This is a genomic window from Xanthomonas bonasiae (genome assembly GCF_014836395.1).
GTDB lineage: Bacteria > Pseudomonadota > Gammaproteobacteria > Xanthomonadales > Xanthomonadaceae > Xanthomonas_A > Xanthomonas_A bonasiae.
Window position 1 is genome coordinate 221,424 of the sequence record NZ_JACSQX010000004.1, and the last position, 19,568, is coordinate 240,991.

Genomic DNA, 19,568 nt, shown 5'->3' on the forward strand with positions numbered 1-19,568 from the left:
TCAGTCCCGACGCTGTCCGCAGCCGTCAAGTGTCCCGCTTCGCTCGTCGCGACTGGAGTCGCTCCCACAGGGATTTGCGGTAATTCGGCTGGGTGCACTGTAGGAGGGGCTTCAGCCCCGACCGGGATTGTCGACACCCACGCTGCCTGTCGCGGCTGAAGCCGCTCCTACAGGGGACTTGCGGCGAACTGGCCGGGTGCACTGTGGGAGGGACTTCAGTCCCGACGCTGCCCCCTTCCGCTACACGTAGCGCGGAATCGGCCCCAGCTGCGGGGTCTGGTCCGGCAGTTCCACTTCGGTGTCGTCCACATAGCACCAGCCCCAGCCTTCGGGCGGGTCGTAGCCTTCGATGATCGGGTGTGCGGTCTGGTGGAAATGCTTGGTCGCGTGGCGATTGGGCGAATCGTCGCAGCAACCGACGTGACCGCAGCTGCGGCACAGGCGCAGGTGCACCCAGGGGCTGCCGATCTTCAGGCATTCCTCGCAGCCGCGCGCGCTCGGCGTGACCTCGACGATGGTGGAAAGGTGGGAACAACGCGCACTCATGGGCTGGCCCTCTCGATGGGGGCGGGCGCACTGCGCCGCGCCAGGAACTGATGGATCTGCGCGACCACCGCCGCGCCCTCGCCGACCGCCGCGGCCACGCGCTTGACCGACCCGGCGCGCACGTCGCCGATCGCGAACACGCCCGGCCGGTCGGTCTCCAACGGCAGCGCAGGCACCTGGCCCGCCATGGGGTCGGCGCCGGTGACGACGAAGCCGGCGTGGTCCAGCTGCACGCAGCCGTCCACCCAGGCGCTGTTGGGATCGGCGCCGACGAACAGGAACAGATGGTGCAAGGCGCAGCGATGCGTGGCGCCGCTGGCGCGATCGCGGAACTCCGCGCTCTCCAGCCGCTGCGCGGCATCGCCCTGCAGCGACACCACCTCGGTGCCGGTATGCAATTCCACGTTCGGCAACGCGGCGATGCGCTCGATCAGGTAGCGCGACATCGACGCCTCCAGCCCCGCACCGCGCACGATCAGGTGCAGGCGCTTCACCTTCGGCGCCAGGAACACCACCGCCTGGCCCGCGGAATTGCCGCCGCCGACCAGGGCCACCTCCTCGCCTTCGCACAGCCGCGCTTCCACCGGCGAAGCCCAGTACGACACGCCATTGCCCTCGAACGCGGCCAGGTTGGCGATGTCCGGGCGCCGGTAGCGCGCGCCCGACGCGATCACCACGGTACGCGCCTGCACGCGCAGGCCGTCGCGCATCTGCAACTGCAGCGGCGCGGCACTGCAGTCCTCGGCGGTGGCCGCGTCGCAATGCAGCTGCGCCACTTCCAGCGGCAACGCCAGTTCGGCGCCGAACTTCAGCGCCTGGTTGTAGGCGCGCCCGGCCAGCGCCTGGCCGGAGATGCCGGTGGGAAACCCCAGGTAATTCTCGATCCGCGCCGACGCACCGGCCTGGCCGCCGATCGCGCGCTGGTCCAGCACCAGCACCGACAGCCCTTCGGACGCGGCATACACCGCGGTCGCCAGGCCGGCCGGGCCGGCACCGACGATCACCACGTCGTAGCGCTTGTCGGGGTCCAGCTCCGGGGTCATGCCCAGGCAATGCGCGGCCTCGGCATCGCTGGGACGGCGCAGCACGGTGCCGCTGGGGCAGACCATCAGCGGCAGTTCGTCGTGATGGATGCCCAGGCGCTCGACCAGCGCGCGGCCCTCGTCGTCGTTGGCCGCATCCAGGAAGGTGTTGGGATAGCCGTTGCGGGTCAGGAAGCCCTGCAGGCGGGTCAAGCGCGCCTCGCCCGGCTCGCCGATCAGCACCGAGCCGGCGGTATCGCCTTCGATCAGTCCGACCCGGCGCAGGATCAACGCACGCATCACGATCTCGCCGACGTCGGCCGAACTGATCATCAGCGAGCGCAGATGCGCCGCATCGAACGGCACCGCCACGCAGCCCTGCGCTCCGGCACGTCCGCCGGCCAGCGACGCACGGCCGGCCAACTGGCTGACCTCGCCGGTGAACTGCCCGGCGCCATGCTCGGTGACCGGCTTCTCATGGCCCAGTCCATCACGGCGCACCACCGCGATCGTGCCCTGCAGCACCAGCCACACCGGCGCCGGATGGTCGCCGACGGCGAAGACTTCCTCGCCCGGCGCGAACGTGCGCGGCGCGCCGCTGGCGAAACGGCGCGCGGTCTCCACCTGCGCCGGCTCGAGCACCGGGAACATCTGATGGCGACGGGTATCGGCCAGGCTCATCGGCATCCTTGTGGGCAGCGGGCGACAACGCACAGCATGCGACGCGTGGGCGCGGCGGGCAATCACCCATTCTGGGAAGAGGCGCGTGCGCGGCAGCGGTGCGGCTACGCTCTCGGCGAGGGCGGAGGGGCGCGTCTCGCGCACTTGGTCGGCGAGGCGCTTCGCGCCCGTACCCTCACCCCAACCCCTCTCCCGAGGGGAGAGGGGCTCAAGCGCTGCGGCTGTTCCCTTCTCCCGCCGGGGCCATGGCCCCCCTTTTGGGCGAGGATGGTCCGCAGAGCCGGATGGGGCGACGGACGAAGCCTCGCGATCACCGCACACGCCTATCTTTCGTCGCGACGCAGCACCGCCATCGCGCAGCCAGTACGCGCGGGTATGGCGCGCGCCGCACCCGGCTGCCGCGATGGCGGCCCTTGTGTTCGATCCGCAATCCCCCATCCAGTTCGTGCTGCGCCGTCTTCGGCGTCCGTCCCGCCCCTATCGTCCTCAAGGAAACCGCCCATGTCTGTCTCGATGTACCGCCTTACCGTCCCGGTGTTCCTGCGCGGCTTGGACGTGCTGCAGCACTACGTGGACCTGGCCGAGCGCCATGCGCAGGACCAGGGCCTGGATCCGCAGACGCTGGTCGACGCACGCCTGGCGCCGGACATGTTCGGCTTCGCCGCGCAGATCCAGCGCGCCTCGGACACCGCGAAGAACACCATCGGCCGCCTCAGCGACATCGCGCCGCCGAAGATGGCGGACGACGAAACCACCCTCGCACAGCTGCGCGAGCGCATCGCCGCCACCCAGCGCTTTCTGCACAGCGTGGAGGCTGCCGCCCTGGATGGAGCGCAGGACCGCGCGGTGTCGCTGAGCGCCGGCAAATTGAAGGCCGACTTCAACGGCAGCGACTACCTGCTGACCTTCGCCCTGCCGAACTTCTTCTTCCATGTCGCCACCGCGCACGCGATCCTGCGCCAGCAAGGCGTGGCGGTGGGCAAGCTCGACTACCTGGGACCGTTCGACACGGCAGAAACCGAGCGCGCATAAGCCCCTCTCCCGTCGGGAGAGGGGTTGGGGTGAGGGTACGGCGCGAAAGCGACTCGCGGATCCAGACGCACGAGGCTTCGCCCGTACCCTCATCCGCCCCTGCGGGGCACCTTCTCCCGACGGGAGAAGGAACAGCCACAGCGCCTGAGCCCCTCTCCCCTCGGGAGAGGGGTTGGGGTGAGGGTAAGGCGCGAAAGCGACTCGCTGATCCAAGCGCACCAGGCTTCGCCCTTACCCTCATCCGCCCCTGCGGGGCACCTTCTCCCGACGGGAGAAGGAATAGCCGCAGCGCTTAAGCCCCTCTCCCCTCGGGAGAGGGGTTGGGGTGAGGGTACGGCGCGAAAGCGACTCGCGGATTCAGACGCACGAGGCTTCGCCCGTACCCTCATCCGCCCCTGCGGGGCACCTTCTCCCGACGGGAGAAGGAACAGCCGCAGCGCCTGAGCCCCTCTCCCCTCGGGAGAGGGGTTGGGGTGAGGGTACGGCGCGAAAGCGACTCGCTGAGCCAAGCGCACGAGGCTCCGCCCGTACCCTCATCCGCCCCTGCAGGGCACCTTCTCCCGACGGGAGAAGGAACAGCCGCAGCGCTTGAGCCCCTCTCCCCTCGGGAGAGGGGTTGGGGTGAGGGTACGGCGCGAAAGCGACTCACTGATCCGAGCAAACGAGGCTGTACCTGTCAGCGTCGGAGGCCGCGCCTGTCGGCGCCAGGCGATTAGGCCAACGAAGGCACCGCAAACGCCCCAGCATCGTCCGCCGCAAACGCCACGCCAGCCAACGCATGCATCCGCGCCACCGTCGCCGCGAACGGCCGCAGCACCGCCACGCCGCGTTCGGCGAACACCGCATGCAGGGCGGCGTAGTACCACAACGTCCCCTCGCGGCCGGCAGTGAAACGCGCGAACACCTCGGTGCCCACCGCGGGGTCTTCCAGATCCGCGACGATGCTGCGCGCGTTGTAAAGCTTGTCGCAGGCCGACACCAACAACACCGCATCCGGCGCCTCGCGCAGATGCGCCAGATACGCCTGCTTGCGGGTGCGCCAGTCGCGGCGCCTGGCCGGCACGTCTTCCTGCGCCGCCTTGTGCTCGGCGCTGGCGTCGGTGCAGCCCATCACGATCGCCGCCACCGCATCGCCGAACTGCGCGCGGATCACCGCCTCATGACCCGCGCCGCAGTCCTCGACCACGTCGTGCAGCAACGCCGCGATCGCCTGGTCTTCATTGCCTCCAGCCTCCAGCACCAGCGTCGAGACCCCCAGCACATGGCTGAAATACGGCACCGTGCCGCCCTTGCGGAACTGGCCGGCGTGGGCGATGCGCGCGTAGTCCACGGCACGCGCATAGAGTTCGGTGAGAGCGGTCATGCGGTCTTCCTGACGGGGCAGACCCACATTATTGCGGAATCCGCATGCCGTAGCGGCGCGAACGGTTCAGCCCGACGGCGGCCGTACCCGGAACACCACGCTCATCCGCGGCGCCACCGGCCTGGCGGTCTTGGGGATGCCGTGTTCGTGGGTGAGTTGCGACGCATGGCTCATCGCCAGCGGGCTGCCCGGCGCCAATTCCACGCCGATGGTCCTGTGCGCGCCGGCGGTGGCGCGAAGGTTCATGCGCCGCGGCGCGCCCAGCGACACCAGCGCGATCGGGTGCGGCGCCAGCAGCGTATGCAGCTTATCGTGATGCATCGCCACGCTGTCGCGGCCGTCGCGGTACAGGTTCAGGCCCACGTCGGTGTACGGCGCCGGCAGCCGCGCCTGCACCGCCGCATGCAGTGCGCGCAACGGCAGCGCCTCGGGCAGCTCGTGTAGCCCGTACGCCGCCACCAGCCGCGGCACGTCCACCACCCGGTCGTACATCGGCCGGCGCAGCTGCTGCCACTGCGCGCCGTCGCGCAAGGCGGCGAACCACGCCTGCGCCAGCTCCGGATCGAGCAGTTGCGGCCAATAGCGGATACCGCCCTCGGCATCGGGCACCAGGCAATGCGGCGCGTCGTCGGGCTGGGCGAACAGGTCCATGGGCACAAGATGGGAGCGCGGCAAAGGAGGCACCATTCCAGCATCTGAACGGATCAGCGGCTGCGACGCGGCCAAATGTCGCAGCTCGCGATGGGAATTCTTACTTTTCGCCCGCGCTGCGTTAACGTTCCGCTTGGGAGCATGCAAAATGTCCCTACACCACAGCACAGGCGATACGCCCGCATGACAGCAGCGCGCAGGACGACGGAAAGCATGACCACAGCAGCCGCCACGCCCCTCCACAGCGCCCATGGCGCCGATGCCTCCGCCAACAACGGCGTGCAGGCACCCGCCGCACGCGGCGCACGGTCCAACCGCAGCGAGGTGTTCCAGTCGCCGCTGTCCGCGGGCAGCGCCGACAGCGATCTGCGCCGACGCGCGGAGCGTGTGCAGTCGGCGACCCGGGTGGCCGCGGTCGGCACGATTGCCGCCGTGGCGGCGGTCGCCGCGTTGATCGCATGGCGGCGCGCGCGGCGCTAGCCGATTGCGACGACGGGGCGCTGCTGCCTAGCGGCAGCAGCATGCAGAAGCGCCCGAACGTGTCCATCCGCTCGCAGCATGATGCCGGGATGCCTTGCTTGCTCGGGCGCTAGAGGACACCGGCTATTCCAATAGCCTTTAGCCATCCCGAGCCGCCGCCACGCGATCGTCCCAAAGCGGCCGCCGCCGCAGCACACTCATGAATGACCCCTAGCGCGCCATCGACACCGTGAATTGCGTGGCGGCGCCCACGCCCTCGCGCGGCAGCGGCATGATCCGCACCAGGCTATAGCGGCACACGTCCAGATCCTGATAGACCAGGGTGCGGCCATCGTCGAACGCGAAACGCAGGTCGTAGCGGCAGCCGGCACCGTGGACGCCGACGGTGGCCGAGTCGCCACCGCCGCGCAGCGGATCCACCACCACGTCCCGAAATTCACCGCTACCGGGGTCGGCGACCGACAGCTTGGTCACGCTGTCGTGCGCGCGGTTGACCAGCATGACGTAGTGCGTGCGGCTCGCGTCCTGCGCGTGGGCGCTGGCCGCTGCGGCGAGCAGCACACTGGCCAGACAAACGGTACGAAATGAAGGCATGGCGGGGCATCTCCAGCAGGAAGGGATACCGCCCGGCGCGCATCGCGCAACGGCAGCGGTGCGCATATCTGGCGCGCCTGCCCTGCCCCGCGCCCAGCGATCCGGGACGAATCGTCGTACCGGCGTGACCAATCGTCGCCATTGGCCGCCGCGCTTCTCAGCGCGCACGACCGCGCTTAGGATCGCCGCATCCCGTTCGAGCATCGCCCGATGAAGATCCGCCTGGGTTCCACGGAAATCGGCCTGACCCGATACCTGACCCTGTGGACGGCCGTCGTCGTGGCGTTCACCGTGCAGGGCTATCTCTACGACGCCGTCAACAACGGCCACAGCTGGCAACTCGGCGACTACCTGCGCTGGTCGATGATCCAGTGGTACACCTGGGCCGCGCTGGCACCGCTGGTGTTCCGCCTGGGCGAGCGCTACCCGATCCCCACGCCGTTGCAGCTGCGTTCGCTGGGACGGCAGCTGCTTGCCAGCATCGGCGTCACAGCGCTGGCGATGTTCATCGGCGCAGTCGTCTCGCCGGGCGCGTTCTTCGACCAGCTCGGGCAGTTCATCGGCAAGCACTTCGCGATCGGCCTGCTCACCTACTGGGGCCTGCTGGCGATCCAGCAGGCGCTGCACTACCGCAGCGAGAGCGACCGTCGCGAACTGGAAGCCAGCCGCCTGGCCACGGAACTGGCGCAATCGCGGCTGCAGGCGCTCAAGACCCAACTGCAACCGCATTTCCTGTTCAACACCCTGCACGCCATCGTGACCCTGCTCGACGACGACGTCGCCTCGGCCGAGGACATGCTGCTGCGCCTGAGCGAACTGCTGCGCGCGCTACTGGAAGAATTCGACGGCCAGGAAATCACCCTGCGCCACGAACTCACCCTGCTCGACCTGTACCTGGGCATCCAACGCAAGCGCTTCGGCGACCGCCTGACTACGCGCCTGTACATCGATCCGGCCACCCTGGACTGCGCGGTGCCGAGCCTGCTGCTGCAACCGATCGTGGAGAACGCCATCCAGCACGGCATCGGCCGCCATGCCGGCGCCGACTGCGTGGAGATCGAGAGCCGGCGCGAAGATGGCCAGCTGCGCATCGAAGTGCGCAACCGCAACAGCACCCTGGGCGACGGCAGCGGCAACGCAGGCCACGGCATCGGCCTCTCCAACACCCGGCTGCGGCTGCAGGAACTGTATGGCGATGCCGCCGAGATCCGCCTGGACATGATCTGGCCGCAAGGCGTGGCGTGCCGTATCCGCATGCCATTCCGCGAACTGGAAGACGCCGAAGGCGCGCCGGAGCACGTGCCCGCATGACCATCGCCACGCTGGTCATCGACGACGAACCGATCGCCCGCCACGCCATCGTGCGCCTGCTGCGCGAGCACGCCGACATCGCCCTGCTCGGCGAATGCGGCGACGGCGCCGCCGCGGTGGCGGCGATCCGCGAACACTCGCCGGACCTGGTGTTCCTGGACATCCAGATGCCGGAAATGACCGGCATGGACGTGGTCGCGCAGATCGGCGCCGAGCGCATGCCTGCCACCGTGTTCGTCACCGCCTACGAGCAGTACGCCGTGCGCGCATTCGAAGCCAACGCGCTGGACTACCTGGTCAAGCCCTTCAGCCGCGAGCGCTTCGCCGCCACCCTGCAACGCGCCAAGGCGCGGCTGGGCGGCGCCGGCAACAACCCCGCGCACCTCCTGCAGGCGCTGGACGCACTGCGCCAGCGCGACGCCTACCTGCAGCGCATCGCCGTGCGCGTGGACGAACACGTGGTATTCGTCGCCGTGGACGACATCGTCTGGATCAAGGCCAACCGCAACACCGTGCAACTCCACGTGGCCGGCGCCGTGCACGAACTGCGCGAGACCATGGCCGCCCTCGGCGCGCGCCTGGACCCGCGCCACTTCGCCCGCGTGCACCGCTCGGCGATCATCAACGTGCGCCGGGTCAAGGCCATCCACCCCTGGTTCAACGGCCACCACGTGGTGACCATGGACAACGGCCAGCAGTTGCGCATGAGCCGGTATCAGCATGAGGTGTTCCTACGGTTGGTGACCAACGGCAGTGGGGAATGAGCGAGCGCGGTAGGCGATAGAAATCTGCGCCAGCGGTTCTGCCCCACTGGATCGACAGGCACGGTCTACCCAACTACATTGGGTGTCTCGCTTCGCGCCGCGCCACCGCAGCGCCACGCGCAGGACATCCCAGGAGAAGCACATGAAGCCGTGGCGCGTCGCCTTGCAGATCGCAGGCCTCTTGTTTGCCGCAGGCGCATGCAGCATGGCCGAAGCCGCACCCAAGACTCCGATGGCCTCCGACGTCCTGGCCATCCCCGCCGACCTGCCGACCCAGCGCCTGTTCGACTGCGCCGAGACCAGCATCGCCCAATTGTCCGAGACCAGCAGTTCCTGGCCCAAGGTCACGCGCAAGGACGCCGCCAAGGGTGTGCTGGAATCGGGCAACTTCGAAGACGCCAACCGCAGCGGCTTCCGCATGCGCATCGAGCGCGCGCAAGGCGCCGGCCAGGCCAGGATCGCCCTCAAGGGCGCCGGCGCCTACTTCGCCGACCTGGGCGTGGCGCAGGCGATGCAGGACCTCAAGACCGCGCTGGGCAGTTGCATCGCCACCCCACCGCGCTAGTCTCGAGCAGACGGAAAGAAGAGCCCATGCGCGACCATTCGATCGAAGCACGCTTGCTCTGCATTGCCGGCATCGCCGGCCACGCCTACTGGGTGCTGCGCGACGCGCGCGGCAACGCCCTGGCCGAACTGCACGGCCTGGCCACCGACCGGCACACCGGCACGCCGATCCCGATCGGCACCGACGCACGCAGGCACGCGCTGCGCGCCTGGCACTACCCGCACGACGCGGACTATGCCAGCGCCATCGGCGCCCAGCCCGACCGCACCAGCTACCTGCGCGACGGCCAGCCAACGCGCACCGCCGCCAGCGGCGACAAGCACGAAATCCTGGCGCGCTGGCACGCGGCGCTACGCGCCATGCCCGAACTCAACGCCCAGGACCTGGACTACCCCAACTACGGCTTCAAGCTGTTCGGCGCCACCATCAACAGCAACTCCGCCTTTCGCACCCTCGGCGAACTGATGGGTGTACCGGTGCCAGGCTTCTCCCGCAGGCTGCAACCGGGCATCGGCAACTGCATGCTGCCGCGCGAGCGCATCGCGGCGCTGTGTTTCCGCGAGCGGACGGCGCAGGACCGGCAGCGGGTCGAAGTGGCCACATGCGACCTTCATGTCAGAACCGAACGTCTGCTCGCGGACGGGCAATCGATCACTTGACGGATGGCGCGACGGCCGGGACGGCGGCTGTCTCTTTGACCGCCTCGACCCTGCTCCAACTCAGCACTTGGCTTGCAGGAATCAAGAAGCGCGGCTTGTGCTCATCGCTGATTCCACCAGGCGGAGACACGTAGAAATCCGCCCCCAATCGGGTCAAAACATCGACGGACGGCAGCACATATACGTTCGATCCGGGTTGCGCTGGTTTACAGCTCGCTTCCAGCCAGGTTGCCTTGACGATCTGGCAACCCTGCTCCGTCAATTGCAGTTGCACGCCTGGTAGCATGCCGATGCCGAGCTTGCGCACTGTGATATCTACTGTGCCGAGCAATGAACCGCTATACAAAATCACCATAAACATCACAGATCCAAAGACCCTAAGGCGCTTAGAAAACTCAATGCGATGGGTAACGTAAATACCCCAATGGGAAATGACGACCATTAATGCCGCAAAGAAGAGATAAATCCAATCCAAGGGCCTAGTTGGAGGTGCCATGTAGCTGACGGCAACTCCCGCAAGCGGCCAAAATAGCTGGTATATCATCAGAAATAGCAACAGCGAACCGAGGCGCTTTCGAAAGAATGGCCCGAGCCGACGGACCCAATCCACTTCCGAGAAAGCAAGAAGTAATGCCAAGGGAAGCGATCCGATGCACAATCCAACTCCAACCCCATAAGTTACCAAACTGCCAAATTTCCAATGTTCAAGCCCTAAAAAGATGGCGTAATACAAAGCACTGATCAACGCTGCTAAAGCGAATATCCAAAAGCTGCCAAATACACGCTTTCCTTGCTTTCCTAAGACAAGCTGAGTACGACTACGATTAGATTTCAATCCCTTGCGTGGCGCATCGTCTTGTCTTGGTCTCGGCGGCACTGGCAGCAGATGCTGATGAACCAGAAATCCAATACTCCAGGCAGGTAACGCAAGCACTGCCAGAAGGCTAAAAAGCGCAAGCCCACCCAATAGCGCCACTGCACTCAACACTACGCCCAGATCGCCGAGCGACAACGACGGCACGTAGCCGATGCGCAGGAAGTGGGCCAGCACCATGCCACCGCCCCAACAAGGTACCCACCACTTCAGATCCACCCCGAAGGTCTGGCGCAACATGCGCCACAGTGGCACGGCCGGCGCATTGCGCTTCTCCGGCCGCTCGCCAGCCTCGCCGCCGCTGGGTACATCCACCTTACTCTGCTGCATCATGGCTCCTTAGCGTCTGGCGCCTCGCTCCCAAGCCGGCAAGCATAATGGCGCCGCCGCACCGCGATCACATTACGGGCGAAGCCACGGCGCCTCCCTACCGGCGCCATCCCCGTGCGCCCAACGCTAATACTGGCGTCGTGCCGGCCACGACACCTCGCGCAACACCATGTCCACTTGCTCCGCCAGCAGTTCCATGCACACTGCCAGCTCGCTCGCACGCACCTTCGGCGCAGCTTCGCGCTCTTCGTCTAAAGTGCGTGGCTGCGCTAGTCGCGCTAGGAACCGCATATGATCGCGCAGCTGCTGCAGGCGGTACTGCGCTTCTTCTGGCAGGTAATAGCCAGGATCCAAATCGGGATGACGGGCGGCCTCGGTCATAGCATCTCTCGCCAAACGGCATGAAGATCCACCCGTTGTCGGAGGTGGTAGCCCGCTGTACGAGGAGTTCCTAGGCTCCGTGTAGCAATCCTGCTATCGCTGGCGCGACGCGTCAAGTCGTCTCATCAACTGGGTCTTGCATGCTGCAAGCGATGACTAGCATGTGCCAACTTTGTATACGAATTACTCCAAAGCACCCTTGGTGCTGCGAACCGATGGCGCGTCCAAATGTAAAGACTTGCCAGCCACCCCACATCGGTTCAAAGTCCGGTCGAGATACGGAAGGCATTCAGGGGGAACGCCGAGCGTGATCGTTTATCAGTCGACCCGTGCCGCGTTCCTGCAAGACTCGGAACAGCAGGCAATCGAGGACATCATCTCCACCGCCTTCCTCAAGAAGACGGGCCGATACGCACCGGAGAGCGAGTTCCGTGCCTGGCGCCACTCGCTCACCCAGATGGCCGACGTCCTCAGCGACGACAGCCTGCCCGCAGACATGGGCGTCGGCATCGAGTTCGGCATCCCGCAGACCGCCAAGCGCATCGATTTCATCCTGAGCGGGCTTGGCGAGGCCGAAGAACCGCGGGCGATCATCGTCGAACTCAAGCAATGGTCCACGTCTACCGTTACCGACAAGGACGGCATCGTCAGGGCGCAACGCGGCGGACCGACCGAGACCGAAGGCCCGCACCCGTCCTACCAAGCTTGGTCGTATGCGGCCCTGCTGCAGGGCTTCAACGAGGCGGTGCACGAAGGTGGCGTCCAGCTACAGCCTTGCGCCTACCTGCACAACCACTTCCGCGACGGAACCATCGACGATCCGCGCTACACCGCCTACACCGACAAGGCGCCGCTGTTCCTGCGCGGCGTGGAAGAGAAGCGAAAGCTGCGCGACTTCATCCGCCAGCACGTGCGCAAAGGCGACAACGGCGAATTGCTTTACAAGATCGAGAACGGCCGTATCCGCCCTTCCAAGATGCTCGCCGACAGCGTGGTCGGCATGCTCAAGGGCAATCAGGAATTCGTGCTGATCGACGAACAGAAGCTGGTCTACGAAACCTGCCTGGCGCGCGCCGCGCAGGCCAGCGCCGAACGCAAGCAGGTGGTGATCGTCAAAGGCGGCCCCGGCACCGGCAAGTCGGTGGTAGCGGTGAACCTGCTTGTCGAGTTGACCAAGCGCGGCACCACCACCAAGTACATCTCCAAGAACGCGGCGCCACGTGCCGTTTACGCGCAGAAGCTGGCCGGCCACATTCGCAAAATCGAGATCGGCAACCTGTTCTCCGGCTCGGGCAACTTCCACCAGACCGAACCGAACGTATTCGGCACGCTGGTAGTGGATGAAGCTCACCGCCTCAACGAGAAAAGCGGCCTGTACAGCAACCTCGGCCAGAACCAGGTCATGGAGCTGATCCGCAGCGCGCACTGCACCATCTTCTTCGTCGACGACGACCAGATCGTCACCCTCTCCGACATCGGCCACACCGGCGAGCTTCGCCGCTGGGCCGCCCACCTCGGCGCCGAAGTGACCGAGCTGGAGCTGGCCTCGCAGTTCCGCTGCGCCGGCTCGGACGGCTACATCGCGTGGCTGGACAACTTCCTTGGCATTCGCGAGACCGCCAACACCGATTTCGACCGCGACGCCTTCGACTTCCGCATCGTCGACTCGCCTGTAGAACTGCACAACCTGATCCGCGAGAAGAACAAGCGCAACAACAAATCACGTGTAGTGGCCGGCTACTGCTGGGACTGGAAGAGCAAGAACAACCCGGATGCCTGGGACATCGAGATCCCGGAACACGACTATCGCGCGCAATGGAACCTGGGAAGCGATGGCAGCTTGTGGGCTGTCGCCGAGAACTCCGTCGAGCAAGTCGGATGCATCCACACCTGCCAGGGACTGGAACTGGACTACGTGGGTGTGATCATCGGGCCGGATCTGGCTTGGCGCGAGGGTCAGGTGTTCACTGATCCAAGTCAGCGCTCTAAGCAGGATCGCTCTATCCGCGGATACAAGTCGCAATCCAAGCACGATCCCGAGGTCCATGACCGCGCGGATCGGATCATCCGAAATACCTACAAGACCTTGATGAGCCGAGGCATGAGGGGGTGTTATGTCTATATCAGCGACCCGGGATCTAGAGCCGCAATGCAAAAGTGAATATTTTCGACGCAGAGCAGACGTTCGATTCCCGGGGAATGCTGGCCGGTTCAGGATGTCTCCCCCGAGGATCGGCAGCTCACATCACCTGTCGATCGCCTGCACTTGAGGATACAGCTTGCCTCAATATCACCAACGGACAGGAGTCTCTGTCCTGACTTGACTAAGGGAAGTCAGCATGACTAAGGGGGAAGACGCGAGCCATAGCAACGCAGCTCGGCCGCAACTGAATGAAGTAAAGCCACGTGAGCTCACAGGACGGGACGTGCTCGCTCGGTTTCAGTGTCAGTTTCGAGGGGCTGCGCTGGCCTGCCTAGGTATCCTGGAGGGAAAGGCTCTAAACCGAGTCTATTGCGACTATCAAGACGACTTTGTCACCCGAGAATCTCTTGATGGCATGTCGGTCTATAATTTTGTGCAGGTTAAGACGAAGGGCTCGAAGAAGCATCAATGGAGTCGCCTTGAACTCTTTGGCCTCCCACTCAAGCTTCCTACAATCATCAAAGGCACTCATGCGCCCGGTGGCTCCGTAGCCAAACCAGCAACTCCTGAACAGTTGGCAAGAATCAAGGGGAGCTTTGTTGGCAAGCTGTTGGAACACACAGTGAATTTTGGCGATGCCTGCAAAACCGTTACGTTCCTCACCAATGTGTACCTGTCAGACGATGTAGAGGAGATCGCGACAGCAATCTACTCCGGAGACGTCAGTGAGCGCACGGTACGGTATTTGGCCGACAACTATGTTGCCATTTTTGGAATCGCGATATCTCCTGCACTGAGAAGTGTGCATGCCAGCATAGGAAAGCTCACGCTTTCCGCTGGACATGATTATCTCGATCCTCACCATCCCGATTTCGAAGCCAAGGCTGTTAAAGCAGTATGGGAATATAGTGAGATCGACCTCTCTCACACGGAAGGTATTGAGCTGGTCGAAAAACTATTGGCCCTAATTCAGAAGAAGTCGAACCGTAAGCTCTTGTCTGAGCTTACTGCCGCTGATCTAGATGACGCGGTAGGGGTCGGCGTCGACGATCTGCTCGACCTCCTACCCATTTCTCGAGGCGCCTACTATCATTTCCTCAACGATGGAGATGCAAGCGCACTAAAAAATGCGTCCATTCTTCAACGGAAGCTTAGCAAAGCTGGTGCCATGCCGGAGCTAATTGAGACAGCATCACGCTGGAAAGTGGCATGGGATAATTGGTTTCGCACGTACCGGCATACCTATGAGCGAGAAATAACCTTTTTGCAGCACGATTTAAACGGAATCTATGGCCGTTGGGCACGCGGGGAGGTGTCATTTCCTGGGTTGCAGGAAGAGGTCAACAAATTGAAAAGCAGCCTATCTACCGGGGCGCTGGGTGCAGTTCTTACAGAAGAGATGCTCACTGGCGGTATATTGGCTGAACTTGTCAGGAGTGAATCTCGATGAAGTTCGCTGACTTCTTCAATCAGATCAGAGCCAGCGAGATCGAGATCGAGTTCGACTATGCCTATGAGTCGCCACCTCCGCGGCTCAGCAATGAAGCCATGTTCCATCTTCCACTTATCGCCATCACTATTTTGATGATTGCGAAAGGTCACGTCAAACCTGCTGTGGACGAGATTGGACAGCTCGTCGGCGATTGCTATGAACAGACTTTTCCAGGATTTCGCGGCTCAGCCCAGCATCTTGGTTGGTCCGCATCACTAAGGGTTAGGACAGTACAGGCTCTAGCATTCTTAGAGCATGCGCGTCTAGTGGAAGTAGATGCGGCCAATAAGAAGATTTCTGCAACACCAATTGGCCGCACTGTAATTGATCACGCAATTTCAGCGGGTGGTGATCTAGCTTCAAATCTTATAGTAGTCGAAAGAAGCTATCGCAACATTCGAATCGAACGACAACTAAGGTTAAGTCCGGCATGAAACTGATTAGCCTCCAAATATTAGGACTGGGCACAACCGCCTGGTCTTCGAATAAGCTTAACTTTGGCAAACGCATCACTCAGTTATTTGGGCCAAATGGGTGCGGCAAGACACCCATTGTTCAATCGATTGTTTTCGCACTTGGATATAAAGTTGAATATCGTGATGACATTATCGAACGGTGTGATTATGTGATCCTGGAAGTGTTAGTCGGCGGCCGAGAATTCGCTATAAAAAGGAAGTTAAAAGGTTCTTTTGACGTCACGGTCGAGGAGCGTGGCGGGGCAACAGCAGAGTTCATTAATGAGCGCGAGTACAGCAGATTCCTGCTGTCGCTGTGGGGGTTGGAGGATCCTGTTTTAACTACTGTCGGCGATGCGGCAACTCATATCTATAGCGCCCAGATATTGCCCTTATTTTACCTTGATCAAGATCATGGCTATGCGGATGAGTACTACGCGGCGCCTAAGTTCATCAAGAGCCAGTATGCAGAGTCCATGAGACTCGTCTGCAAACTTGGTCCAAAGAACTCTTTCGACAAGCGACGTGCGAAAAGCGAGCTAAAAGACAAGCTTGAGTACCTAGATCGAGCAGTGGTCAGGTCAGAAAAGTTGATGGAAGAACTGACGTCTGACCTAGGCGGAGCTCGTCGTCCGGCTCAGGACATAGATCACGAGCTTCAGACTTCCATTGACGGCTTGGAGGCGCTACGCGAAAGCGGGGGCGTCTCGGAACAAGTCAATGTTGAGCTTGACACCCGTATTGCACAGCTGCAGCAGCAGGAGCGTACATTAGGGCGTGAGCGGTCCGACCTGGAAGCTCGTGTTCGCGGTTTTGGACAAATAAAGCATGAGATTGAGGTAGAAGCTGACACTCTATCTTTGAATGAGGAAGCCCGACGGATCTTTGCTTCTTTTGATGCAATTTGCGCAAATGAAAATTGCGGTCTATTCGTAAGAAGTTCCGTAACATATGGGAAAAGCCTACTCTATCTGAAGGACCAGATTAAGGATCTTGAAAGAACTAATTTTGCTCATCAGCGAAGAATTGACGGAATCTCAGCAGAGCTATCGGCATTAGTTTCGCAAATTTCAGCAGCTAGGGCAGCACGAGCTGAATCTACGACTCAATCGTCTGTTTCCTCTTTGGTTGAAGTCGTATCTAAACTTACCGAAAAGGTCATAAAACTAAGGCGCGCTCGACAAATCGAGGGTGAGTTGGTCCGTGAGGAGACCGAGTATGTTGTGCGCCTTGACGAGAGATCAAAAATTCAAGCTCGTCTGGCGGATTTAGAAGGATATGCGAGCGCCACCAACCTTGACCTTTTGAGAATCCGCCATGCCATTTGTGAGCGAATCAGATTTTGGCTTAGTGTTCTGCGCACGCCAAACGTTAGTTTAGATGTCCAAATGGATAGCGACTTCAATGTGACCTTCGGCGGCCAAAAGGTGGCGAAATTCAAGGGGAGCACACTGACTCGAATCATCCTATCCATTCGAACTGCTGCGTTCGACATCGTGACACAAGCCGACGGTACGGGTCCGCGATTCTTTATATTGGATACGCCTAGGCAACAAGACATTTCTCGCGATGACCTTGCGGAATACATTAGGAAAATTCAACTTCTCGCATCCGAACGATCAGCACAGGTGATTTTTTCCACCACGAATCATCGCTACGATCTGGGTGAGGATGATGCAGAGTGGACGCCCGAGTTCCCCGGGGCGGACCATTTGATGTTTTTAGGAGCACGATCAAACGAAGTACATGATGCTGAGCAGTCGTCGTAAGCCTATTAGTGGGCCGGCCAGTCTTCCGTAGAAGGCCAACGTCAGCTTCTGGCCAAAAGGTGACCTCGCGCTAGGCCCACAGTTCATCAAAGAAGAAAGCTCGGATGTCCTCTTGGGCCTAAAGCGACCAGCCAACCGGCCTTCACCGGCGCCACGGTACTGAACGGCACGATCTTCTCGAAGCGGCGGCCACCGGTTGTGCAACCTGCGCCGCATGATAGTCGCGTTCACCGCTTGCGATCAGGCGGCGCCTTGGCATGACGCACCCGCGCGGCGTCCAACCGGGACTGCAGTTCGGCCAGCACGTCCTTTGCGGCGACATAGCGGCCTGACTTGCGGGCGATTTCGCGCGACGCCAGCCCGCGCGCGACGAAAGCTTGCAGGACTGGGGCCTTGCTCATGGCTGTTCCACGACGAACCGGTCCGCGCCGGTATCGGGCGGATGCAGACACCCAGCCTCATCTGGCGGCATCGGCTGGCACGGCCACTGCGCGCGAGGCACGCGTGCGACACGCTCGAAGCGTTCGCCCGTCCAGCGTACGAAGCCGAAGTGGGCGTAACTGTCCGCGCGCCTTGGGTCGCTCTTGGCTAACGGTTGGTCCGGATCGAACTCCATCAGCCAGCGCAGTGTTGCGACATAGGGCAGCTTGTTCGGCAACAGATACATATCATTGCCGCCGTGTTTCTCTTGCCGTGCGCGATCTGCGGCGGTCAGCACGGGATCGCGCGGGAGTACCTCGGCGCTGACGTCGTATGCGGCGCCGTCGGCACCGAGACGGAAAGCCTTGTACCCCGTACCAGCGCTACAGGCCATGCCGGCGTCGCCTGCACCGCACCGCACCGACCAAACCAGGTAGACGGTCTTTTGCGGGTCGGGACTCTCGAAGGAGCGAATCTTGATATCACCGACCACGACGGTGAAATCCGGGCGGCGCCCCTGCCCTGGCGCCGCCAGGTAGATCGCATCGCGCAGGCCTGCGGTGCGTGCGTCCTGGCTCATGGTGAGCGCGTCGGATGGGATGCCGAGCAGCGCGCGTGCCATGTGTGCGGGTGCGGGGCCGCGGCAGTACGCGTCGCGCAACAGCAATGCCGGCGCACGGGCGCGCGCCTGCTCGCCATCGACGCAGACCGCGCCCAGTTGCCGCTCAACCTCGAACGGCCGCCATGGCTGCGGCATACCTGCCGGCACCACCGGGAAGCCGGCCATGGCGTCCGCCGCACCTCCCGAAGCCGCGGCCTGCGCGCACGCATGCACTCCACCGAGTGCAGCCAGGAACAGCATCCATCCCACCATCGTGCAACGTCCGTAGCGCGCCATATCGCCTCCTCCATGAATTGCGTTGTGTTTGGATGATCCGGCCAAAGCCGTTTTCCGCGCCCGCTCCGCCTCTACCCCTCGCGCCCAAGCGCCACCCGCACCGCATCGCACGCCTCAATCAGATCCACCACCAGCCGCTCACTCACATCCAACTCGCCCTCGTACTCGGCGACGTTGCGCTGGTGGTGGCACTTGTCCAGCACCCGCCACACCTCCGGCCCCAGGCCCAAGGTGTGCGGCAACACCTGGAACACGATGTAGCGGTTGTTGGCGCGGTAGCCCTTGGCGCGCAGCGCGGCCAGGCATAGCGCATGCGCGGCGTTGTAGGCCAGGTCGAAGCGGCTTTCCAGGGCCAGCGTGGCGTTCTTGGCGTCGCCCAGGCGGGCCAGGCCCGAGCGCGTCAGGCCTTCCAGTTCGCGCGGGTCGGTCGGTTCGGCGCTGAGTTGCTTGCCGGGGCCGGACAGGTTTTCAAGTGGCGAGGTCATCCATTCCTCCAATCACCCAGATCTTGGGTTGCTGCAGCACGCGCTGCAGGAATGCGTTTTCGTCGCGCAGCCGCTTGAGGTAATCGGCACGCGTGTACAGGGTGGGATTGACCGGGCGGCCCAGCCGCGCCTGCATGCCATCCAGCGCGCGCATCAGGTCGGCATAGCCCAGCGTGTCGGAGATCACCATCAGGTCGATGTCGCTGCGCGCGGTGTCGCTGTGCTTGGCGACCGAGCCGTAGACGAAGGCGGCCACGATGTCCGTGGCGATGGGCTGCAAGGCCTCGCCGAGAGGGCCGGCCAGGCCGATGGTCTTCTGCACGATGCCGAGCAGTTCGTCGTGAATGGGCGAGTGCGGATTGGCCTGGTAGCGCTTCTGGTTGCCGGTGCGCTGCACCGTGAGCAGGCCGGCGTCGGCCAGCTTGGCCAGTTCGCGCTGCACCGCGCCGGAGCCGGACCCGGCGGCGGCGATCAGTTCGCCGACTCCGAAATCGCGCTGCGGCTGGCCGTACAGCAGGGCCAGCACGCGTTGCTGGGTGCGGGTGAACAAGGCATCGGCCAGGCCCGATGGCCGCGTGGTTGCTGCACGCGGCGCTTCGGTCTTTGCAGCGGCGGTGGCGGCCTTGTTACCCATAATGGGTAGGTTATTACCC

21 protein-coding genes are annotated in these 19,568 nt (G+C 63.3%); 10 read left to right on the plus strand and 11 right to left on the minus strand.

Annotated elements, in window-relative coordinates; genetic code table 11:
- Positions 1 to 240: 240 nt before the first annotated feature.
- Together H9658_RS07865 and H9658_RS07870 are read right to left on the minus strand one after the other, a co-directional pair.
- Positions 241 to 546 carry a UBP-type zinc finger domain-containing protein gene (locus H9658_RS07865; protein ID WP_179570728.1) on the minus strand — a complete coding sequence of 102 codons (306 nt, stop codon included), beginning with the start codon at positions 544 to 546 and terminating at the stop codon, positions 241 to 243.
- Positions 543 to 2,249, minus strand: coding sequence for an FAD-dependent oxidoreductase (locus tag H9658_RS07870; RefSeq protein ID WP_191824968.1), 1,707 nt, complete (start codon positions 2,247 to 2,249; stop codon positions 543 to 545). Before H9658_RS07870 ends, H9658_RS07865 begins: the two co-directional genes overlap by 4 nt.
- A gap of 501 nt (positions 2,250 to 2,750) precedes the next feature.
- Here H9658_RS07870 and H9658_RS07875 point away from each other — a divergent pair.
- Entirely contained in the window at positions 2,751 to 3,281 is a 531-nt protein-coding gene (locus tag H9658_RS07875) for a DUF1993 domain-containing protein (protein ID WP_191824969.1), read from the plus strand.
- 712 nt (positions 3,282 to 3,993) lie between these two features.
- Here the strand turns inward: H9658_RS07875 and H9658_RS07880 are convergent.
- Together H9658_RS07880 and H9658_RS07885 are read right to left on the minus strand one after the other, a co-directional pair.
- Positions 3,994 to 4,644: an HD domain-containing protein gene (locus H9658_RS07880; RefSeq protein ID WP_191824970.1), complete on the minus strand. Its 651-nt coding sequence runs from the start codon at positions 4,642 to 4,644 to the stop codon at positions 3,994 to 3,996.
- Positions 4,645 to 4,710: 66 nt separating this feature from the next.
- The gene (locus tag H9658_RS07885) at positions 4,711 to 5,295 is read right to left on the minus strand and encodes an alpha-ketoglutarate-dependent dioxygenase AlkB (RefSeq protein ID WP_191824971.1); all 585 of its coding nucleotides are present in this window, start codon (positions 5,293 to 5,295) and stop codon (positions 4,711 to 4,713) included.
- A gap of 213 nt (positions 5,296 to 5,508) precedes the next feature.
- On the opposite strand from H9658_RS07885, the gene H9658_RS07890 reads away from it, so the two are divergent.
- Positions 5,509 to 5,775: a hypothetical protein gene (locus H9658_RS07890; RefSeq protein ID WP_191824972.1), complete on the plus strand. Its 267-nt coding sequence runs from the start codon at positions 5,509 to 5,511 to the stop codon at positions 5,773 to 5,775.
- Positions 5,776 to 5,985: 210 nt separating this feature from the next.
- Here the strand turns inward: H9658_RS07890 and H9658_RS07895 are convergent, their stop codons facing one another.
- The gene (locus H9658_RS07895) at positions 5,986 to 6,369 is read right to left on the minus strand and encodes a hypothetical protein (protein WP_191824973.1); all 384 of its coding nucleotides are present in this window, start codon (positions 6,367 to 6,369) and stop codon (positions 5,986 to 5,988) included.
- A 210-nt stretch (positions 6,370 to 6,579) separates the two neighbouring features.
- Between H9658_RS07895 and H9658_RS07900 the strand changes: the two genes are divergently transcribed.
- The 4 genes from H9658_RS07900 to H9658_RS07915 all read left to right on the plus strand — a co-directional run bounded on the left by H9658_RS07900 (position 6,580) and on the right by H9658_RS07915 (position 9,668).
- Positions 6,580 to 7,680 carry a sensor histidine kinase gene (locus H9658_RS07900; RefSeq protein ID WP_191824974.1) on the plus strand — a complete coding sequence of 367 codons (1,101 nt, stop codon included), beginning with the start codon at positions 6,580 to 6,582 and terminating at the stop codon, positions 7,678 to 7,680.
- A complete protein-coding gene (locus H9658_RS07905; protein WP_191824975.1) occupies positions 7,677 to 8,444 on the plus strand; it encodes a LytR/AlgR family response regulator transcription factor in 768 nt (255 codons plus the stop codon). Before H9658_RS07900 ends, H9658_RS07905 begins: the two co-directional genes overlap by 4 nt.
- A gap of 232 nt (positions 8,445 to 8,676) precedes the next feature.
- Complete coding sequence (locus H9658_RS07910; RefSeq protein WP_225209821.1) at positions 8,677 to 9,009, plus strand: hypothetical protein; 333 nt, start codon at positions 8,677 to 8,679, stop codon at positions 9,007 to 9,009.
- The gene (locus H9658_RS07915) at positions 8,985 to 9,668 is read left to right on the plus strand and encodes a hypothetical protein (protein WP_225209822.1); all 684 of its coding nucleotides are present in this window, start codon (positions 8,985 to 8,987) and stop codon (positions 9,666 to 9,668) included. The genes H9658_RS07910 and H9658_RS07915 overlap by 25 nt, the downstream gene beginning before the upstream one ends.
- Here H9658_RS07915 and H9658_RS07920 read toward each other — a convergent pair.
- A complete protein-coding gene (locus H9658_RS07920; RefSeq protein ID WP_191824976.1) occupies positions 9,661 to 10,872 on the minus strand; it encodes a hypothetical protein in 1,212 nt (403 codons plus the stop codon). The genes H9658_RS07915 and H9658_RS07920 overlap by 8 nt on opposite strands.
- A 126-nt stretch (positions 10,873 to 10,998) precedes the next feature.
- Entirely contained in the window at positions 10,999 to 11,253 is a 255-nt protein-coding gene (locus H9658_RS07925) for an XAC0095 family protein (protein WP_191824977.1), read from the minus strand.
- A gap of 307 nt (positions 11,254 to 11,560) precedes the next feature.
- On the opposite strand from H9658_RS07925, the gene H9658_RS07930 reads away from it, so the two are divergent.
- From H9658_RS07930 to H9658_RS07945, 4 genes are all read left to right on the plus strand, one after another.
- Positions 11,561 to 13,414, plus strand: a complete 1,854-nt coding sequence (locus H9658_RS07930; RefSeq protein WP_191824978.1) for a DNA/RNA helicase domain-containing protein — start codon at positions 11,561 to 11,563, stop codon at positions 13,412 to 13,414.
- Positions 13,415 to 13,592: 178 nt separating this feature from the next.
- A complete protein-coding gene (locus tag H9658_RS07935) occupies positions 13,593 to 14,846 on the plus strand; it encodes a dsDNA nuclease domain-containing protein (protein ID WP_191824979.1) in 1,254 nt (417 codons plus the stop codon).
- Positions 14,843 to 15,322, plus strand: coding sequence for a hypothetical protein (locus H9658_RS07940; RefSeq protein WP_185824150.1), 480 nt, complete (start codon positions 14,843 to 14,845; stop codon positions 15,320 to 15,322). Before H9658_RS07935 ends, H9658_RS07940 begins: the two co-directional genes overlap by 4 nt.
- Positions 15,319 to 17,112: an AAA family ATPase gene (locus H9658_RS07945; protein ID WP_191824980.1), complete on the plus strand. Its 1,794-nt coding sequence runs from the start codon at positions 15,319 to 15,321 to the stop codon at positions 17,110 to 17,112. The genes H9658_RS07940 and H9658_RS07945 overlap by 4 nt, the downstream gene beginning before the upstream one ends.
- Positions 17,113 to 17,339: 227 nt before the next feature.
- Here the strand turns inward: H9658_RS07945 and H9658_RS07950 are convergent, their stop codons facing one another.
- The 4 genes from H9658_RS07950 to H9658_RS07965 all read right to left on the minus strand — a co-directional run bounded on the left by H9658_RS07950 (position 17,340) and on the right by H9658_RS07965 (position 19,549).
- Positions 17,340 to 17,513: a hypothetical protein gene (locus H9658_RS07950; protein WP_191825099.1), complete on the minus strand. Its 174-nt coding sequence runs from the start codon at positions 17,511 to 17,513 to the stop codon at positions 17,340 to 17,342.
- Complete coding sequence (locus tag H9658_RS07955) at positions 17,510 to 18,430, minus strand: hypothetical protein (RefSeq protein WP_191824981.1); 921 nt, start codon at positions 18,428 to 18,430, stop codon at positions 17,510 to 17,512. The genes H9658_RS07950 and H9658_RS07955 overlap by 4 nt, the downstream gene beginning before the upstream one ends.
- 71 nt (positions 18,431 to 18,501) lie before the next feature.
- Positions 18,502 to 18,915, minus strand: a complete 414-nt coding sequence (locus H9658_RS07960; protein ID WP_191824982.1) for a hypothetical protein — start codon at positions 18,913 to 18,915, stop codon at positions 18,502 to 18,504.
- Positions 18,899 to 19,549, minus strand: coding sequence for a MarR family transcriptional regulator (locus H9658_RS07965; RefSeq protein WP_191824983.1), 651 nt, complete (start codon positions 19,547 to 19,549; stop codon positions 18,899 to 18,901). The genes H9658_RS07960 and H9658_RS07965 overlap by 17 nt, the downstream gene beginning before the upstream one ends.
- Positions 19,550 to 19,568: the final 19 nt, after the last annotated feature.

Bases quoted from the DNA above. Each gene is read 5' to 3' on its own strand.
- H9658_RS07895 (WP_191824973.1), bottom strand. From the start codon at position 6,369: ATGCCTTCATTTCGTACCGTTTGTCTGGCCAGTGTGCTGCTCGCCGCA.
- H9658_RS07870 (WP_191824968.1), bottom strand. From the start codon at position 2,249: ATGAGCCTGGCCGATACCCGTCGCCATCAGATGTTCCCGGTGCTCGAG.
- H9658_RS07905 (WP_191824975.1), top strand. From the start codon at position 7,677: ATGACCATCGCCACGCTGGTCATCGACGACGAACCGATCGCCCGCCAC.
- H9658_RS07945 (WP_191824980.1), top strand. From the start codon at position 15,319: ATGAAACTGATTAGCCTCCAAATATTAGGACTGGGCACAACCGCCTGG.
- H9658_RS07910 (WP_225209821.1), top strand. From the start codon at position 8,677: ATGGCCTCCGACGTCCTGGCCATCCCCGCCGACCTGCCGACCCAGCGC.
- H9658_RS07960 (WP_191824982.1), bottom strand. From the start codon at position 18,915: ATGACCTCGCCACTTGAAAACCTGTCCGGCCCCGGCAAGCAACTCAGC.
- H9658_RS07920 (WP_191824976.1), bottom strand. From the start codon at position 10,872: ATGCAGCAGAGTAAGGTGGATGTACCCAGCGGCGGCGAGGCTGGCGAG.
- H9658_RS07925 (WP_191824977.1), bottom strand. From the start codon at position 11,253: ATGACCGAGGCCGCCCGTCATCCCGATTTGGATCCTGGCTATTACCTG.
- H9658_RS07865 (WP_179570728.1), bottom strand. From the start codon at position 546: ATGAGTGCGCGTTGTTCCCACCTTTCCACCATCGTCGAGGTCACGCCG.
- H9658_RS07940 (WP_185824150.1), top strand. From the start codon at position 14,843: ATGAAGTTCGCTGACTTCTTCAATCAGATCAGAGCCAGCGAGATCGAG.
- H9658_RS07885 (WP_191824971.1), bottom strand. From the start codon at position 5,295: ATGGACCTGTTCGCCCAGCCCGACGACGCGCCGCATTGCCTGGTGCCC.
- H9658_RS07875 (WP_191824969.1), top strand. From the start codon at position 2,751: ATGTCTGTCTCGATGTACCGCCTTACCGTCCCGGTGTTCCTGCGCGGC.
- H9658_RS07955 (WP_191824981.1), bottom strand. From the start codon at position 18,430: ATGGCGCGCTACGGACGTTGCACGATGGTGGGATGGATGCTGTTCCTG.
- H9658_RS07900 (WP_191824974.1), top strand. From the start codon at position 6,580: ATGAAGATCCGCCTGGGTTCCACGGAAATCGGCCTGACCCGATACCTG.
- H9658_RS07965 (WP_191824983.1), bottom strand. From the start codon at position 19,549: ATGGGTAACAAGGCCGCCACCGCCGCTGCAAAGACCGAAGCGCCGCGT.
- H9658_RS07880 (WP_191824970.1), bottom strand. From the start codon at position 4,644: ATGACCGCTCTCACCGAACTCTATGCGCGTGCCGTGGACTACGCGCGC.
- H9658_RS07935 (WP_191824979.1), top strand. From the start codon at position 13,593: ATGACTAAGGGGGAAGACGCGAGCCATAGCAACGCAGCTCGGCCGCAA.
- H9658_RS07890 (WP_191824972.1), top strand. From the start codon at position 5,509: ATGACCACAGCAGCCGCCACGCCCCTCCACAGCGCCCATGGCGCCGAT.
- H9658_RS07950 (WP_191825099.1), bottom strand. From the start codon at position 17,513: ATGAGCAAGGCCCCAGTCCTGCAAGCTTTCGTCGCGCGCGGGCTGGCG.